At 64.0% G+C, this 15,774-nt stretch carries 11 protein-coding genes; 3 read left to right on the top strand and 8 right to left on the bottom strand.

Annotated features, from left to right (window positions below; genetic code table 11):
• Positions 1-83: 83 nt before the first annotated feature.
• Positions 84-1,979: a phosphodiesterase DibA gene (gene dibA / locus ABE459_RS20345; RefSeq protein WP_258705340.1), complete on the bottom strand. Its 1,896-nt coding sequence runs from the start codon at positions 1,977-1,979 to the stop codon at positions 84-86.
• Positions 1,980-2,129: 150 nt separating this feature from the next.
• Here dibA and desA point away from each other — a divergent pair, with 150 nt between their 5' ends.
• On the top strand, positions 2,130-3,314 hold the full coding sequence (desA, locus tag ABE459_RS20340) for a delta-9 fatty acid desaturase DesA (protein WP_125466002.1): 1,185 nt from the start codon (positions 2,130-2,132) through the stop codon (positions 3,312-3,314).
• A 139-nt stretch (positions 3,315-3,453) separates the two neighbouring features.
• Positions 3,454-4,443 (top strand): sensor domain-containing diguanylate cyclase, encoded by a 990-nt coding sequence (locus tag ABE459_RS20335; RefSeq protein WP_323831676.1) that lies wholly within the window; start codon positions 3,454-3,456, stop codon positions 4,441-4,443.
• 38 nt (positions 4,444-4,481) lie between these two features.
• Here the strand turns inward: ABE459_RS20335 and ABE459_RS20330 are convergent, their stop codons facing one another.
• From ABE459_RS20330 to ABE459_RS20305, 6 genes are all read right to left on the bottom strand, one after another.
• Entirely contained in the window at positions 4,482-5,261 is a 780-nt protein-coding gene (locus ABE459_RS20330) for a hypothetical protein (RefSeq protein ID WP_125861028.1), read from the bottom strand.
• Positions 5,262-5,398: 137 nt separating this feature from the next.
• On the bottom strand, positions 5,399-6,736 hold the full coding sequence (locus ABE459_RS20325) for a response regulator (protein ID WP_323831678.1): 1,338 nt from the start codon (positions 6,734-6,736) through the stop codon (positions 5,399-5,401).
• Between the two features lie 133 nt (positions 6,737-6,869).
• Entirely contained in the window at positions 6,870-8,147 is a 1,278-nt protein-coding gene (gene gabT, locus ABE459_RS20320; protein ID WP_125466006.1) for a 4-aminobutyrate--2-oxoglutarate transaminase, read from the bottom strand.
• A 189-nt stretch (positions 8,148-8,336) separates the two neighbouring features.
• Entirely contained in the window at positions 8,337-9,779 is a 1,443-nt protein-coding gene (gene gabD, locus ABE459_RS20315) for an NADP-dependent succinate-semialdehyde dehydrogenase (protein WP_125466007.1), read from the bottom strand.
• Positions 9,780-10,085: 306 nt separating this feature from the next.
• Entirely contained in the window at positions 10,086-11,759 is a 1,674-nt protein-coding gene (locus ABE459_RS20310) for an aryl-sulfate sulfotransferase (protein WP_323831680.1), read from the bottom strand.
• 17 nt (positions 11,760-11,776) lie between these two features.
• Positions 11,777-14,113, bottom strand: a complete 2,337-nt coding sequence (locus ABE459_RS20305) for a TonB-dependent receptor (RefSeq protein WP_125466009.1) — start codon at positions 14,111-14,113, stop codon at positions 11,777-11,779.
• A gap of 191 nt (positions 14,114-14,304) precedes the next feature.
• Between ABE459_RS20305 and ABE459_RS20300 the strand changes: the two genes are divergently transcribed.
• Positions 14,305-15,219 carry a LysR family transcriptional regulator gene (locus tag ABE459_RS20300; RefSeq protein WP_110992061.1) on the top strand — a complete coding sequence of 305 codons (915 nt, stop codon included), beginning with the start codon at positions 14,305-14,307 and terminating at the stop codon, positions 15,217-15,219.
• Here the strand turns inward: ABE459_RS20300 and ABE459_RS20295 are convergent, their stop codons facing one another.
• The gene (locus ABE459_RS20295; protein WP_110992060.1) at positions 15,220-15,672 is read right to left on the bottom strand and encodes a YaiI/YqxD family protein; all 453 of its coding nucleotides are present in this window, start codon (positions 15,670-15,672) and stop codon (positions 15,220-15,222) included.
• Between the last annotated feature and the right edge of the window lie 102 nt (positions 15,673-15,774).

Here is a 15,774-nt window from a genome sequence, read left to right as displayed (position 1 = left end):
TTTTAAAATTGTTTTACCCCATTGGGGGGACACGCCCTCCCCCACCCCCCCGGGGGGGGGGGGTCGCCCCCCGCGATACGGTCTTAGCCCCAGTGCAACTCTGCCGCCGGCACCGGCCGCCCGAACCAGTACCCCTGCCCCAGCTGGCACTGCTGCTCCAGCAGGAAGCGCGCCTGCTCGGCCTGCTCGATGCCTTCGGCGTGCACCTGCATGCCCATGCTGCGCGCCAGGGCGATGATCACCCGCACGATGGCAATGTCGTCATCGTCGAAGGGCAGGCCCGCGACGAAGCCCTGGTCGATCTTCAGTTTCTGCACCGGCAGGCGCTTGAGGCGCAGCAACGAAGAGTAGCCAGTGCCGAAATCGTCGATGGCCAGGGTCAGCCCCAGCTCGCGCAGGCGGTGCAACTGCTCCAGCGCCACTTCCGGGTCTTCCATCACCGCGCTTTCGGTGACTTCCAGCTCCAGCAACGACGGGTCGAGGCCGGTGTCGTGCAGCACATCGGCCACCTGCCGATACAGCTCGCGCTGGCTGAACAGGCGGCTGGAAATGTTGACTGCGACGAACGCCAGCACCCGGCCGTCCTGCTGCCACTGCACCATCTGCCGGCAGGCCTGGCGCAACACCCAGGCGTCGATCTCGGCGATCAGCCCGGTGCGCTCGGCAATCGGGATGAACTCCCCGGGCGGCACCAGGCCCCGCTGGGGATGCTGCCAGCGCACCAGTGCTTCTACGCCGATCATCTTCGCGTTGAACAGGTCGTACACCGGCTGGAAGAACACCCGTAGTTCCTCCTGTTCCAGCGCACGGCGCAACTCGCCGGCGGTCTCGACCCGGTGCTGGGCATGGGCGGTCAATTCTTCGGTGTAAAGCGCGTAGCAGGCGCGGCCGCTGCTCTTGGCCTTGAACAGCGCCGAGTCGGCGTTGCGCAGCAGCTGTTCGGCGCTCAGCGCATCGCTGGGGAACAGGCTGATGCCGATGCTGGCACTGATGAACAGGCGGTGGTCATCAAACGTGAAGGGCTCACGCAAGCGCTCGATGATGCTCTGCGCCAGCTTGCCGGCCTGGCCGACCTGCTGGCAGTTCTCGGCCAGCACGCCGAATTCGTCGCCGCCCAGGCGTGCCAGGGTGACGCCACTGCCCACCACTTCGCGCAGGCGTTCACCCACCAGCTTGAGCAACTGGTCGCCGATGGTGTGGCCAAGGCCGTCGTTGATGCTCTGGAAATGATCGAGGTCGAGCAGCAGCAAGGCGCAACCGCGTTTGTTCAGTTGCGCGGCAGCCAGCGCCTGCTCGGCACGGTCGTTGAACAACAGACGGTTGGGCAGGCCGGTCAGCGGGTCGTGATGGGCAAGGTAGGCGAGTTCCTGCTCGGTGTGCTTGATCGCACTGATGTCGCTGAACACCGCCACATAGTGGCTGAGCTCGCCGCTGTCGTCGCGAATGGCGCAGATCGTCTGCCATTGCGGGTAGATCTCGCCGCTTTTGCGGCGGTTCCAGATCTCGCCGCTCCACTCGCCCTTGGCGTTGAGCGCGGCGTAGATCTGCTGGTAGAACGGCGCACCATGGCGGCCAGACTTGAACTTGCTTGGGCGCTGGCCGATGACCTCGTCCTGCTGGTACCCGGTGATGCGCATGAAGGCCCGGTTGACGTGCACGATCAGGCCGTTGCGATCGGTCACCAGCACGCCTTCGAGGGTGCTGTCGAACACCGCCGCGGCCATGCGCAGGCGTTCGCGGTCTTCGCTGCGCAGGCGTGCACCGATGCCGATGAAGTTCAACAGCCGGGCGCGCGAGACGAAGATCAACAAGGCACTGAGCAACACCCAGACCACTACGTTGATCTGCCGGCCCACGGTCAGCGCCAGCGGGTCCTCGGACATGCTCTGCAATACCAGCTCCGACAACGTCAGCCAGAGGATCGAAAGCAGCAGGTAGAGCCCGGCCATACGCAAGGCGTCGCGAACGGAAACAGACATGTCGGGTCGGTGAGCCCATGGAAAATGAGGGGGCATTATAAAGGCTGAAACACCCTGTGACTTCCTATCAAAAAGGCAGACTGGTTTTATTTGCCTGCCAAGGGATAATGCCAGCGCTGTTCCCCTGTGTTTACGAGGGTTTTTCCCGCTATGTGGTACTACGGTTTGCTCGATCTGTCGGCCTGGCAACTGGTCGCCGTCACCCTGCTGATGACCCATGTGACCATCGTCAGCGTCACCATCTACCTGCACCGCTACTCTGCGCACCGGGCACTGGAGCTGAATGCGGGGCTCAAGCATTTCTTCCGTTTCTGGCTGTGGCTTACCACTGCGCAGAACACCCGCGAGTGGACCGCCATCCACCGCAAGCACCACGCCAAGTGCGAAACCCCTGACGACCCGCACAGCCCGCTGCACAAGGGCCTGGGTACCGTGCTGCGCAAGGGCGCCGAACTCTATCGCGAAGAAGCGCGCAACGAAGAGACGCTGCGCATCTATGGCAAGAACTGCCCAGACGACTGGATCGAACGCAATCTCTACACGCGCTACAAGCTCGGCGGCATCGCCCTGATGGCGGTCATCGACCTGCTGCTGTTCGGCACCATCGGCATCACCATCTGGGCGGTGCAGATGATGTGGATTCCGTTCTGGGCCGCCGGCGTGGTCAACGGCCTCGGCCACGCGGTGGGCTACCGCAACTTCGAATGCCGCGACGCCGCCACCAACCTGGTGCCCTGGGGCATCATCATTGGCGGCGAGGAGCTGCACAACAATCACCACACCTACCCCAACTCGGCCAAGCTCTCTGTACGCCGCTGGGAGTTCGACATGGGCTGGATGTGGATCCGCCTGCTGAGCATGCTGCGCCTGGCCAAGGTGCAGCGGGTGGCGCCCATCGCCCATCGGGTCGAGGGCAAAGCATCGCTGGACATGGACACCGCCATGGCCATCCTCAACAACCGATTCCAGATCATGGCCCAGTACCGCAAGCTGGTGATCGGCCCCTTGGTCAAACAGGAGCTGGACAAGGTCGACGCCTCGGTGCGCCACCGCTTCCGCCGCGCCAAACGCCTGCTGTCGCGTGAGACCAGCTTGCTGCAGGACCGTCATCACGTGCGCATCGAATCGATGCTGGCGCACAGCCAGGCACTCAAGACCATCTATGAGAAGCGCCTGGCGCTGCAGCAGATCTGGGCGCGCACCAGCGCCAACGGCCACGACATGCTCGCCGCCATGAAGGACTGGGTGCACGAGGCCGAGGCCAGCGGTATTCAGTCACTGCGTGATTTCGCCGCCCAACTCAAGACCTACTCGCTGCGCCCCACAGGCGCCTGATAGCCGTTGATCGGCATGCCCCGCAATGGGGCGTGCCACCCGGAACTTCCCTTCCCGATACCAATCCAACGCGGCACATCGTCCGCGTGGCGGGCCGGTTCGTGGCCGCACGCCCCACGTCGAGAACCGTTTCGTGCACATGGCCAAAGACCTCCCGCCCACGTTTACCGACCCTCCCCGCCCCGAAGCGGCCCAGACGCTGCTCGCCCTGCTGCACGCCCAAGGCGAAGTGGCCCGCCTGAGCGAGCGCGAACAGCTCTATTCGTCGCTGCTCGACAGCGTCAACGCCGTGCTCTGGGCCTTCGACTGGGAAACCCGTCAGGTGCTCTATGTCAGCCCGGCCTACGAACGCCTGTTCGGACGCCCGGCCAGCCTGGTGCTGGCCGACTACAACGAGTGGCGCGACGCCATCTACCCGGACGACCTCGAATACGCCGAGCGCAGCCTGGCCCAGGTGCTGGTAAAGGGTACCGTCGAGGACCGCGAGTACCGCATCCTCAATGGTGCCGGCGAAGTACGCTGGGTCAGCGACAAGTGCTACATCAACCAGCAGCGCGAGGGTGATCAGCGGGTGATCATCGTCGGCATCGCCGAGGACATCACCGAAAAGAAGCAGCTCGAAGGCGAGTTGCATCGCCTGGCCACCACCGATGTGCTCACGCAAAGCAGCAACCGCCGGCACTTCTTCGAATGCGCCCAACAGGCGTTCGACAATGCCCGGATACATGGCACGCCGATGGCATTCCTGCTGTTGGACATCGATGACTTCAAGCTGATCAACGACAGTTACGGGCACCAGGAAGGCGACCAGGTACTGCAGCGCATCGCCGACAGCGGCAAGGCCGTGCTAAGGCGTGGCGACCAGTTCGGGCGGATCGGTGGTGAGGAGTTCGCCGCAGTGTTCCCCGGCTGCACTGCGCAGATGGCCGGGCAGATCGCCGAGCGCCTGCAGCGGGAGATCCAGTGCCTGAGTTTCAGCCACGGGCAGCAGACTTACGGCGTGACCGTTAGCCAGGGGCTGACCGGGCTGACTGATGAGGACGAAACGCTCGACAGCCTGTTCGCCAGAGCTGATGCGGCGATGTACCGCGCCAAGCGGCAGGGCAAGAACCAGATCGTAAAAGGCTGACCGGTTACCCGCCCGTAATGTGCAGCAAGTAGCTCATTTCATTTCGTAACGGCTAAGAGCCACTCGTAATCGATCCGGCCGCTACGTGGCCCGGCCATCACACCTCCAGGCTCTTTCTCCCGGCCCTCCCTGAACGCGACATCGAGAATATGACGCTCAAGGTCGGTGATTTCGCCCGCAAGGGCGTCAGCTTCGGCAGTGTATCGCTTGATCAATGCAGCCTTCCTGGAACTTGTTGAATAGTTCATGGGCACCTCTGATATCTGGATAGTGGTCTGTTCATCAATCGCCCCTAGCGGCTTCACAAGACGGCCGGCAGGATCACGCACGAAACCAAGGGATAAGTACAAAGATTCGACACCCGGGTCGGGTTGTTGAACCTCGATTCGCGAGTACCTGAGCATCCGTGCGTATTCAATAACGGCCAACACCAACAGCGAGGCCACCAGGCCTCTCAATGGATTCTTCGGGCCTGGTTTGCCCTCCAGCAGAATGATCTTGATGCAGTGATTGCTTCTGCGGGGGCTGGCGTAGCAGAGACCGCAGAGCACATGCTCAGACCACAACGAAACGTCGAATCCCTTGAGATCTCGATCAGCCCAGCGTGAAACCTCCTCCCAGGGAAAGTGGTGAGTCTGCTCGTCCCAGGACTGCAAAGCTTCGATCGCCATGCTTCCAATAGGCTCGAAACGCACCTTTTCAACGTCGAGCTCAGCACCAGGCGTGCAGAACCTATTGGAGAATGCTTCATGGGCGAGTATTCGCGCCCTGGAACGACAGACCTGATAGCGCAGTTCACGGTATCTGTACGTATTCATCCTCAGGCGCAACCTCCCTGCCATTCCGTTGGTGGAGTGGCTGGAAAACTACGCCTGAAGTACTTCCATGGATACGAACGGACGTCCGCAACACCTGTAGGACCGATCCCAAGCCTGATGCAACACCGCTGCGCGGCTCAGGCCTGGCGCTCTTCTCCGTCCACGGGCTCGGCATCTGCTGCGGGAGTTACCAGTAAATCAACCTCCGGTTCACTCTCGTCAGCCTGTGCCGCCTGGCGCTCAGCTTCCTCCCGGGCCAGCGCTTCGGGGTCCACCTTGCGCAACCGCGTCAACTCCGGCAGCCCGAGCTTGAGCAACCGTGCCGTCTTGCCGCTGGCGACCTTTTCCAGCCCTTCACTGGGCCTGAGTCGCGCCAGCTGGCCGGCCAGGCTCATGGCCAGGATCTCCCGCGAGTAAACACCGCCGCCCAGCTGATACACCGCAGCGATCAGCTCGCGCAGGTTCAGCGGCAAGCGCCAGCGGGTGCGTAGCGCCGAGCCGAACGGCGCGCCGAATTCGTTGAGCGACAACTGAACCTGGTCCTCATCCAGTTCGCCGCCCGCCAGACGCCACTCCTGCAAGGTGCGCAGCACCGCCAGGTCACCCAGGCAATGCAACAGCCCCGCGCAGTAGCAGCGGCCCTCGTCCACCTCGAGCATGCGTGCCAGGGTGCGGCCGTACTCGGCGGTGTGCAGGGAAAAGTCCCAGTAACGGGCAGCGTGGCGCGCCAGCAAAGGATCGCTCAAGCGCGCACTGCGCTTGAGGGTCAGGCCCAGAATCAGGTTCATGCTCTGGGTGCTGCCGAGCTTGTTCAGCGCTTGCATCAACGTCTGCACCGGCGCATCGCGGTGCATCGCGGCACTGTTGGCGGCGGCGATCAGCACCCCGGTGATCTGCGGGTCGTTGCGCACCTCCTCCTCGAGCACCCTGAGGTTCAGGCCCTCGGGGTTGAGGGCGCGCTTGATCGCCACCTGCACGTCGGCGAACAGCGGGCCGCCGTCGGCGGTAGCGCGGCGCTGTTCGAGGAAGGCCGACAGCTTGAGCCCCGGCGGCAGCGCCGGGACCGGGCAGGCAATCTGCTCGCCGACGTGCACCAGCAGCTCTTCAAGGCGCTTGCGCAGGTTATCCAGGTCGAGGGGTTTGCTCAGGTAGGCGGTGGGGTGCAGTGGCAGCGCCTCGCGCACGCTGGCGGTATCGGTGCGGTTGCTCATGAGGATGAACGGCATACCCGACTGTTCGCCCTGCTTGCGTACCTTGCGCAGCAGGTCGAGGCCATCGAGCCCGGCGAGTTCGCGGGCGGCGATGATCAGGTCGGGCTTGGTTGCCAGCGCGCTCAGCGCCTGGGGGCCATCGGCACAGACGTGCAAGCGTGCATCGCAACGCACGCTGAGCAGCATTTCGCTGAGCATGTCACGCACCCAAGGGTCGCCCTCGGCAATCAAGACACAAGGGGGGATGGGGTCGGCGGCGCTCATGAGCGAGTCTCCTGGTAATGGCGCGCGATCCTTCGCAGCTTCCACGGAATCCTCGTACAACCTTAGCGCCTGAAGCCGACAAACGGCATAAAAAAAACCCGCCTAGGCGGGTTTTTTCCGAAGCGTGTCACACTCAGGCGAGTTCGGCGAAGCACTCTTCGATGATCGCCAGGCCTTTGTCCAGCAGTGCGTCTTCGGCGGTCAGCGGCACCAGGATGCGCAGTACGTTGCCGTAGGTACCGCAGGACAGCAGGATCAGGCCCTTGTCACGCGCCTTGGCGACAACCTGGCCAACGGCGGCAGCGTTCGGGGTGTGGGTACCCTTCTCGAACACTTCCACAGCGATCATCGAACCCAGACCGCGGACGTCGCCGATGATCGGGTACTTCTTCTGGATTTCACGCAGGCCAGCGGTCAGGCGCTCGCCGACAGCCTTGCTGCGATCCAGCAGTTTCTCTTCCTCGAACACTTCGATTACGGCCAGGGCCGCAGCGCAAGCGATCGGCGAACCGGCGTAGGTGCCGCCCAGGCCGCCTGGGGCGATGGCGTCCATGTACTCGGCCTTGCCGCACACACCGGCCAGCGGGAAGCCGCCAGCGATGGACTTGGCGAAGGTGGTCAGGTCAGGCGCAACGCCCATCTGCTCCATGGCGAAGAAGGTGCCGGTACGGCCAGCGCCGGTCTGCACTTCGTCGGCGATCAGCAGGATGCCGTGCTGGTCGCACAGGGCGCGCAGGCGCTTCATCAGCTCTTTCGGCGCTGGCAGGAAGCCGCCTTCGCCTTGTACCGGCTCGAGGATGATCGCGGCGATGTCGCGCGGCTCGGCGTCGTTCTTGAAGATGCGCTCGACCGAAGCGATGGCGTCGTCAACGCTGACACCGTGCAGCTCGCTCGGGAACAGGGCGCGGAAGATGCCGCCCGGCATCAGGCCCATGCCAGCGGAGTACGGCACGACCTTGCCGGTCAGGCCCAGGGTCATCATGGTACGGCCGTGGTAACCACCGGTGAAGGCGATCACGCCAGCGCGGCCGGTGGCGGCACGGGCGATCTTGACGGCGTTCTCGACAGCTTCGGAGCCGGTGGTGACCAGCAGGGTCTTCTTGTCGAAGTCACCTGGGACCAGCTTGTTGATCTTCTCGCACAGCTCGACGTAAGGCTCGTAGGCCAGCACCTGGAAGCAGGTGTGGCTGACCTTGGTCAGCTGCTCTTGCACGGCCGCGACCACTTTCGGGTGCAGGTGGCCGGTGTTCAGTACTGCGATGCCGCCGGCGAAGTCGATCAGTTCGCGGCCTTCAACGTCGATCACCGTCGAGTTCTTCGCGGTATCGACGAAGATCGGGTGAATCTGGCCAACGCCACGTGGGACGGCGGCGACACGGCGTTGCATCAAGGATTCGTTGGTCTTGCTCATAATGCCCTCATTCGCGCCGACTCTGACGGCGCTGTTATTCGGGGGTGGCTGGGTGTGTTCACGTTCAGTATTCGTTGATCGACTGTCGTGAACGCCCTGGCCACCAGGTACTGCGGTGTCAAAAAGACCAGCGAGGCGTCGCTCTCGCGCCCCGCTGGCAGAGGTAAATACTGCTCTGTCAGTCAGCGATCAGACGCTGATGCACAGGTATTTGATTTCGAGGTAGTCCTCGATGCCGTACTTGGAACCTTCGCGGCCCAGGCCCGAGGCCTTGATACCGCCGAACGGCGCGACTTCGTTGGAGATCAGGCCGGTGTTGATACCAACCATGCCGTATTCCAGCGCCTCGGCAACACGGAACACACGGCTCATGTCGCGGGCGTAGAAGTACGAGGCCAGGCCGAACTCGGTGTCGTTGGACATGGCGATGACTTCGGCCTCGTCCTTGAAGCGGAACAGCGGCGCCAGCGGGCCGAAGGTCTCTTCTTTAGCGACAGCGGCGCTCGATGGCACGTCGACCAGGATGGTCGGTTCGAAGAAGTTGCCTTCGATCAGCTTGCCACCGGACAGCACCTTGGCGCCTTTGGAGACGGCGTCTTCGATGTGTTCCTGGACCTTGGCGACAGCCTTGCCGTCGATCAGCGGGCCAGTGGTGGTGCCTTCTTCCAGGCCGTTACCGATCTTCAGCTTGGCCACGGCGGCCTTGAGCTTCTCGGCGAACGCCTCGTAGACGCCGTCCTGCACGTAGATACGGTTGGCGCAGACGCAGGTCTGGCCGTTGTTGCGGTACTTGGAGATGATCGCGCCCTCGACCGCCTTGTCCAGGTCGGCGTCGTCGAACACGATGAACGGCGCGTTGCCGCCCAGCTCCAGGGAAACCTTCTTGATGTCCTTGGCGCATTCTTCCATCAGCTGGCGACCGATTTCGGTCGAGCCGGTGAAGGACAGCTTGCGTACCAAGGAGTTGCCGGTCAGCTCGGAGCCGACTTCGCCGGCGCTGCCGGTGATCACGCTGAGCACGCCAGCCGGGATGCCGGCACGGGTGGCCAGCTCGACCAGGGCCAGGGCGGAGTAAGGGGTCTGCGAAGCAGGCTTGAGCACCATGGTGCAACCGGCGGCCAGGGCCGGGCCGGCTTTACGAGTGATCATCGCGGCCGGGAAGTTCCACGGGGTGATGGCCGCGGTAACGCCGATCGGCTGCTTGATGACGATCAGGCGCTTGTCTGGCTGGTGGCCTGGGATGACATCGCCGTAGACACGCTTGGCTTCTTCGGCGAACCACTCGATGAACGATGCGGCATAGGCGATTTCGCCCTTGGCTTCGGCCAGCGGCTTGCCCTGCTCGGTGGTCATCAGGCGGGCCAGGTCGTCCTGGTGCTCGATCATCAGCTCGAACCAGCGGCGCAGCTTGCCGGCACGCTCTTTGGCGGTCAGTGCGCGCCAGGCCGGCAGCGCCTTGTCGGCGGCCTCGATGGCGCGGCGGGTTTCAGCGGCGCCCATCTTCGGCACGGTACCGATCACTTCGCCGGTGGCCGGGTTGGTCACCTTGATGGTCTGACCGCTGTCCGCATCCAGCCATTCACCGTTGATGAAGGCTTGCTGGCGGAACAACTGAGCGTCTTTGAGCTGCATGTCGGCTTCCCTTAACTGCGCTGCGGCACGGCGCGGCGCGAATTATTGATTGTTGAAAAGGCGCCCCCATGCGGGGGCGGCCGTCAGGAATTCGTGTACCCGGGTGTTCGATGCCTGGGCGCTGAGCGTTTGAAATCTCAAACGGAATGCTAAGCGGGGGCTGGGTTGTTGCACAATAGGCTGTTCTAAAAAAACAACCAATGGTCGGAATCAAGATCAGCGTAAACTCATCGTGTGGCACGCCCGCTCCCACCAAACCGTGGTAGCGGGCTTGCCCCGCGATTAGGGCCCCGAAAGGTTAGCCCATCAGAATGCCTTGTCGAGATCGATCACCAACGCCCGATAACCCACACTCCCCGGCTGGCGGCTGTGCACTTTCAACTCCACCACCACCTCCTGGCTGCCTCGGCGCACTTCATTGAGCACCGTCGTGGTGAGCTTCTCAGGCGTCAGGTAATTCACCGACGCGGAATAGATGAACTGGGTGTCGGTGTCCGCCCGGTAGGCCACCACCGAAGTGATCGGGCTGTACCACTCATCCCCACGCTCCTTGCCGTACTGCCACACCTGCTCGACCGTGCCCTTGGCCTCGTCGACCTTGTACTCCACCGCCCGGCTGTAGTTGCCGCTGAGCTTGGTCGAGGCAAAATCCCGGCCCCAGCCATTGTCGAACACGGTCAGCGTGCCGTAGCCGGTCAGCCAGGCGGTGTGCTGGGTCCACGACCATTCGAAGCCCTCGCCCACCGGCTTGAGCACTTTGTCCTGCAAATGCGCGGGCCAGCCCTGGGGCGCGGCGAGAATCCACTTCACCTGCTTGTCGCGGCCAATCTTCACCACGCCCTGGTGCCGTGCTGAAACGATGATGCTGTCGTCATCGGCGTCGTAGTCGATGGCATTGACGTGCGCCCAGTTGCGCCCGGTGCCCACCCCCGGCGTGTCGCCGAACGGCAGGTCGCCCTCGGCCAGCTCGTTGGCCAGGCGGTCGTCCTGTTTCTGTACGCCATCCGGCAGCTGAATCGCCGCTTTGCCCAGGGTTTCCAGCAGCTCGCCGCGATACGGGTCGAGGATCTGGTTGAGGTCCCAGAAGTCCAGCACGTCACCGGCCTCGCTGACCTCGATGATGTGGTCGCGGATCGAGCGCACGCGCTTGCCGTCCGGGCGCCGGTAGTCGCTGGTGCCTACCCGCAGCAAGTAGGTGCCGTTGGGGGTCTCGCGGATCTCGTGGGAGAAGTCGGCGAACTTGTCGGGCAGGTTGCGCTGCCAGATGCGCCGGCCGAGCAGGTCGTACTTGGAGTAGGTCTGGCCCTGGCCCCAGATCAGTTTGCCGTCGCGGGTCTGGTGGAAGCCCATGGTGCCGCCCAGGCCATCGCGGTGGTTGGAGTCGTGGATCTGCTCGATGTCCAGGTACCAACGCACATCGCCATTGCTGTCGGCGATCCAGTTGTTGCCCACCGAATCCCACTCGGCAGCGCCGCCCAGGCCGTTCCACTTGAAGGCGCGCCCGCCGGGGATATCTGCCAGCAGGTGATTGAACAGGTACAGGCGCTGCTCGAAGCCTGGGGCGACCGTGACCGGCTCGACCTCGGGCAGGGCTGCCGTCTGCTTGGCCACCACCGGCAGGCGCACTGCCGGGGCATAGATTTCATAGCGCTCGCGGATGCGCTCACCGTCGAGCTTGTAGCTCACCTCCACTTGGTTGACGTGGTCGGGGTACAGGCCGAACACCGGGATGCCGCCGTAGGTCCACAGCGAGCGCTCGGACACGTCGTAGCTGATGGCCACACCGCGCTCGCCACGGCCCAGCACGCGCACATGGGCGGCGCTCAGGCTGCGGCCACCGTCGCGGATGATCGCGGTCAGCGGCGCCAGGCGGTAGGGGTTGACCAACACGTCGCCGAGCAAGGCTTGGTTGCGCTCGGGCACCTTGGCGGTCAGGCAGGCGCCTTCAGGCAGGTCGTGCGGTTGGGTCTTGGCATTCATGGCAAAGCTCCTTGTGCTCAGAAGTCGTAACGGGCGGTGGCGCCCACGGTGCGCGGGGTGCCCAGCACGCCGGCATAGCCGCCATTGGCGGAGTTCCACAGGCTGGTGAAGTAGGTCTTGTCGCCGGCGTTCTTCACCCACAGCGACAGGTCGAGCACGCCGTCGCCCTGGTCCAGGCGCACGCCGGTGGAGAGGTTGACGATGCCGTAGCTGGGGATCTGCCCGTAGTCGGAGTCGTCGATGGTGCCCACCGCTTTCGAGCGGAAGGCGTAGCTGGCGGTGACGTAGGGTTCGATCCGCTCGCTCAGCTGCCACTTGTACTGGCCGTTGAGGTTGGCGATGTACTTGGAGGCGCCGACCACCTGATGGCCGGACAGATCGCAAGTGGCCGTGGCGCTGGCCAGGCTCACCTCCGGCGGGCACGGCGCATCGTCGTACTCGGTGTAGCGCACGTCGTTCCACGAACCGTTGAAGTTGAGCGTCAGGCCGCGCACCGGCAGGGCCGTGGCTTCGAACTCCAGGCCCCGCGAGCGCACGCTGCCGGCATTGGCCAGGTACTGCACGCGGTTGATCTGGTCGTAGACGTTGGCCTGGTAGCCGTGCACCTCGGTCCAGAACAGGTTGCTGTTGAGCTGCAGGCGGCCGTCCAGCAGGGTGCTCTTGACCCCCAGTTCGGCGTTGTTGGCGCGCTCGGTGCCCACCAGCAGCGAATCGGTGCCCAGCCGTGGCGCCGCGCCGACGGTGAGGTTGACCCCGCCGGACTTCTCGCCGTGGGACAGGCTGGCATAGCCGAGCACTTGATCATTGAAGCGATAGCTCAGGCTGAGCAACCCGGAGGGGGCGAAGCTGTACTGGTTGAGGTCACCCGAGTCATAGGCGCCCACCCTGCCCTGACGGGCTGCGGCCGCCGCACCGGTGACTGCCGCGCCACCGAAGGGTGCATCGCGGGTCACCCAGGCGCTCTTCTCTTCATAGGTGCCGCGCACCCCGGCGGTGAAGTCCAGGCGCTCGGTGAGGTGCCAGGTACCCTGGGCAAACAGGGCGTAGCTGTCGGTGTCGATATGGCCGTTGCCGATCGTGGTGACGTTGGCCAGGGCGCCGGCCGGGGTCAGGTTCCAGATATCCGCCTGCGGGCCGTTGTAGGTGAACGACTTGTTGTCCAGGTCCTGCTTGAAGTAATAGGCACCGAGCACGTAGTCGAAGAACTCCCCCGTTGGCGAGGCCAGGCGGATTTCCTGCGAGTACTGCTTGTCGCGCACCGACACCCCTGCGTTGTAGAACACCGGCACGTTCAGGCCGTCATCGTTGCGCGGGGTGAAGTCCCACCAGCGGTAGGCACTGATGGAAGTCAGGGTGAAGTCGTTGGGCAAGGTCCAGTTGGCCTCCACCGAGGTGCCGCCCTGGAACACCTTGACCATCTGGTCGGCGTCGAAATTGACCTTGCGGTCCTTGCCCGATACCAGCGTGGCGCCGGCCTGGCGGGCCAGGCTTTCGTAGCGGTTCACCCCATTGATGGTCGGCCCGGTGCTGTACAGGCTGAGCACGCCGTTGTCGGAGTCCTCTTCGTTGTACTCGCCGATCCAGCGCAGGTTGAAGGTTTCGCTGGGCTTGAACAGCAGCTGGGTACGAAAGCCCTGGCGCTTGCCGCCGTTGAGGTCGTGGCCGTTGTAGATGTTCTTCACATAGCCATCGTCCTCGGTGTGGTAGGCGCTGATACGCCCGGCGAGGGTGTCGGTCAGCGGCCCGGAGAAACTGCCCTGGGTCTGCCAGTAGCCGTCCTCGCCCAACGACGACTGCACGCTGCCCTCCTGATGGAAGGTCGGCTTGCGGGTGGTGATGTTGAGCACTCCGGCGGTGGTGTTCTTGCCGAACAGCGTGCCCTGCGGGCCACGCAGGACCTCCAGCTGCTCCACATCGAGCAGGTCGAACACCGCCATGCCCGGGCGCCCCAGGTAGACGTTGTCCAGGTACACGCCGACGCTGCCTTCCAGGCCATCGCTGGCCGGGTTGTTGCCCAGCCCACGGATCGAGATGCTCGACTGGCGCGCATGCACATAGGACACGTTGGTGCTCGGCACCAGTTGCTGGATGTCCTGCACCCGGTAGATACGCTGGGTTTCCAGGGTTTCGCTGCTCAGCACGCTGATCGGCGTGGGCACGCTCTGCGCGCTCTCTTCGCGGCGGCGGGCATTGACGGTCACAGTGCCAAGCTTGGCGTCCTGCTGGGCGACAGGGGTGGCCACGGCCGGCTCTTCGGCAAAGCTGCTGCCGGCAGCGGCCAGCAGCAGGCCGGCAGCCAGGGGTTGCAGGGCGAACAGCGACGCGCGTACAGGCCTTGGGGAAAGTCGGGACATGCAAATGCTCCTGGAGGCATGGGCCCTGGCGAGCATTTCCGTTGGCGGAACCGAATCGCGGTCAGAGGGGCTTTATTCTTTTAGGTGATATAAATATTTGTAATTCATATTTTGTGGAATAAGTGACTCCCTTTATAAGGTTCACAACCCTTCCCAGCAATTGCATTCCACCGAAAGTTTCCATGTAGAAAATGCATATCGACCTGCGCCAGCTCCGCCACTACATCGCCCTTGTCGAGCACCGCAGCTTCGTCGCCGCGGCGGCCGCGGTGAACCTCTCGCAATCGGCCTTCAGCCGCAGCATCCAGACGCTCGAACACAACGTCGGCTGCCGCCTGGTCGACCGCGCCAGCAAGGAGCTGGCGCCGACCCGCCAGGGCCTGCTGGTGCTGGAGCACTCACGGCGGCTGGTGCACGGCGCGCACAACCTGGTCAACGAGATCAATCAGTTCAATGGCGCCACCACGGGCGTGGTGCGCTTCGGCTCGGGGCCTGCGCCGGCGGGCGGGCTGGTGCCCCGGGCGGTGGCGCGCTTCGTCGCCGAATACCCGGCGGCGCGCACCTGCTTTCAGGTGGACAACTGGCAGGCATTGAACCGCCGCCTGATGGCCGAGGAAATCGAGTTCTTCGTCGCCGATACCCGCCAGTTCGAAGCCGACCCGGATTACCAGGTGCACAAACTGACGCCGCAACGCTGGCATTTCTGCTGCCGCGCCGGGCACCCGCTGACCGCGCAGGCCGAGGTGCGTGCGCGGGACCTGTTCGACTACCCGCTGGCGACGACTTTCCGCCCGCCCAACATCCGCAAGATCCTCAGCGACCTCAGCGGCCGGCAGGATTTTTTACCCAGCGTGGAATGCGAGCATGGCTACGCGCTGCTCAACGTGGTGCAGCACTCGAACACCATCGGTATCGCCTGCAGCGCCAACCTGCAGCCGTACCAGCGCGAAGGGGGGCTGGTGGCGCTGAAACTGTCGGACCTGGCGCCCGAGCAGGAAGAGGCATGCTACACCCGCTATGGGGTGGTCAGCCGGGTGGGGTATGGCTTGTCACAACTGGCGCAGGGGCTGGTCAGGCAACTGATCGCCTGCGACAGCGCCATGTGATCAGCGCTTGGCCAAACGGCCGAGGATTCGATCCAGCGCGTTGGCAAACGCCTGCTTTTCCCGCTCGCCATAAGGTGCCTGGCCACCGCCCACCTGCCCCTGCTCGCGCAGCTCGGTGAACAGGTTGCGCACCGCCAGCCGGTCGCCCATGTTGCGCTCGTCGAACTCGCGCCCGCGCGGGTCCAGCGCCGCCACGCCCTTCTTGATCAGGCGGTCGGCCAGCGGCACGTCGCTGCAGATCACCAGCTCGCCGGGCACGGCATTGTCCACCAGGTAATCGTCGGCCGCGTCCATGCCGCTGGGTACCACGATCAGCCGCACGCAGGCGAAGGCCGGCTTGATCTGCGGCTGCCCGGCCACCATCACCACCTCCAGCTTGCGCTTGAGGGCGAACTTGACGATCAGGTCCTTGGCCGCCTTGGGGCAGGCGTCGGCATCGATCCATATACGCATGGGAGTTGTTCCTGTGTGTCTCGGGCTGAGATTGTCGCAGGTTCGGCCTCTTCGCGGGTAAACCCGCTCCCACAGGTTCAGCGTCATCCTTGTGTCTGCGCT

Origin of the sequence: Pseudomonas sp. TWI923, assembly GCF_039673365.1 — a bacterium.
In the GTDB taxonomy this organism is placed as follows: Bacteria; Pseudomonadota; Gammaproteobacteria; order Pseudomonadales; family Pseudomonadaceae; genus Aquipseudomonas; species Aquipseudomonas sichuanensis.
This window is presented reverse-complemented; position numbering and strand designations above follow the sequence as displayed.

Coding starts and splice junctions, on each gene's coding strand:
- dibA (WP_258705340.1), bottom strand. CDS start 1,979: ATGTCTGTTTCCGTTCGCGACGCCTTGCGTATGGCCGGGCTCTACCTG.
- desA (WP_125466002.1), top strand. CDS start 2,130: ATGTGGTACTACGGTTTGCTCGATCTGTCGGCCTGGCAACTGGTCGCC.
- ABE459_RS20335 (WP_323831676.1), top strand. CDS start 3,454: ATGGCCAAAGACCTCCCGCCCACGTTTACCGACCCTCCCCGCCCCGAA.
- ABE459_RS20330 (WP_125861028.1), bottom strand. CDS start 5,261: ATGAATACGTACAGATACCGTGAACTGCGCTATCAGGTCTGTCGTTCC.
- ABE459_RS20325 (WP_323831678.1), bottom strand. CDS start 6,736: ATGAGCGCCGCCGACCCCATCCCCCCTTGTGTCTTGATTGCCGAGGGC.
- gabT (WP_125466006.1), bottom strand. CDS start 8,147: ATGAGCAAGACCAACGAATCCTTGATGCAACGCCGTGTCGCCGCCGTC.
- gabD (WP_125466007.1), bottom strand. CDS start 9,779: ATGCAGCTCAAAGACGCTCAGTTGTTCCGCCAGCAAGCCTTCATCAAC.
- ABE459_RS20310 (WP_323831680.1), bottom strand. CDS start 11,759: ATGAATGCCAAGACCCAACCGCACGACCTGCCTGAAGGCGCCTGCCTG.
- ABE459_RS20305 (WP_125466009.1), bottom strand. CDS start 14,113: ATGTCCCGACTTTCCCCAAGGCCTGTACGCGCGTCGCTGTTCGCCCTG.
- ABE459_RS20300 (WP_110992061.1), top strand. CDS start 14,305: ATGCATATCGACCTGCGCCAGCTCCGCCACTACATCGCCCTTGTCGAG.
- ABE459_RS20295 (WP_110992060.1), bottom strand. CDS start 15,672: ATGCGTATATGGATCGATGCCGACGCCTGCCCCAAGGCGGCCAAGGAC.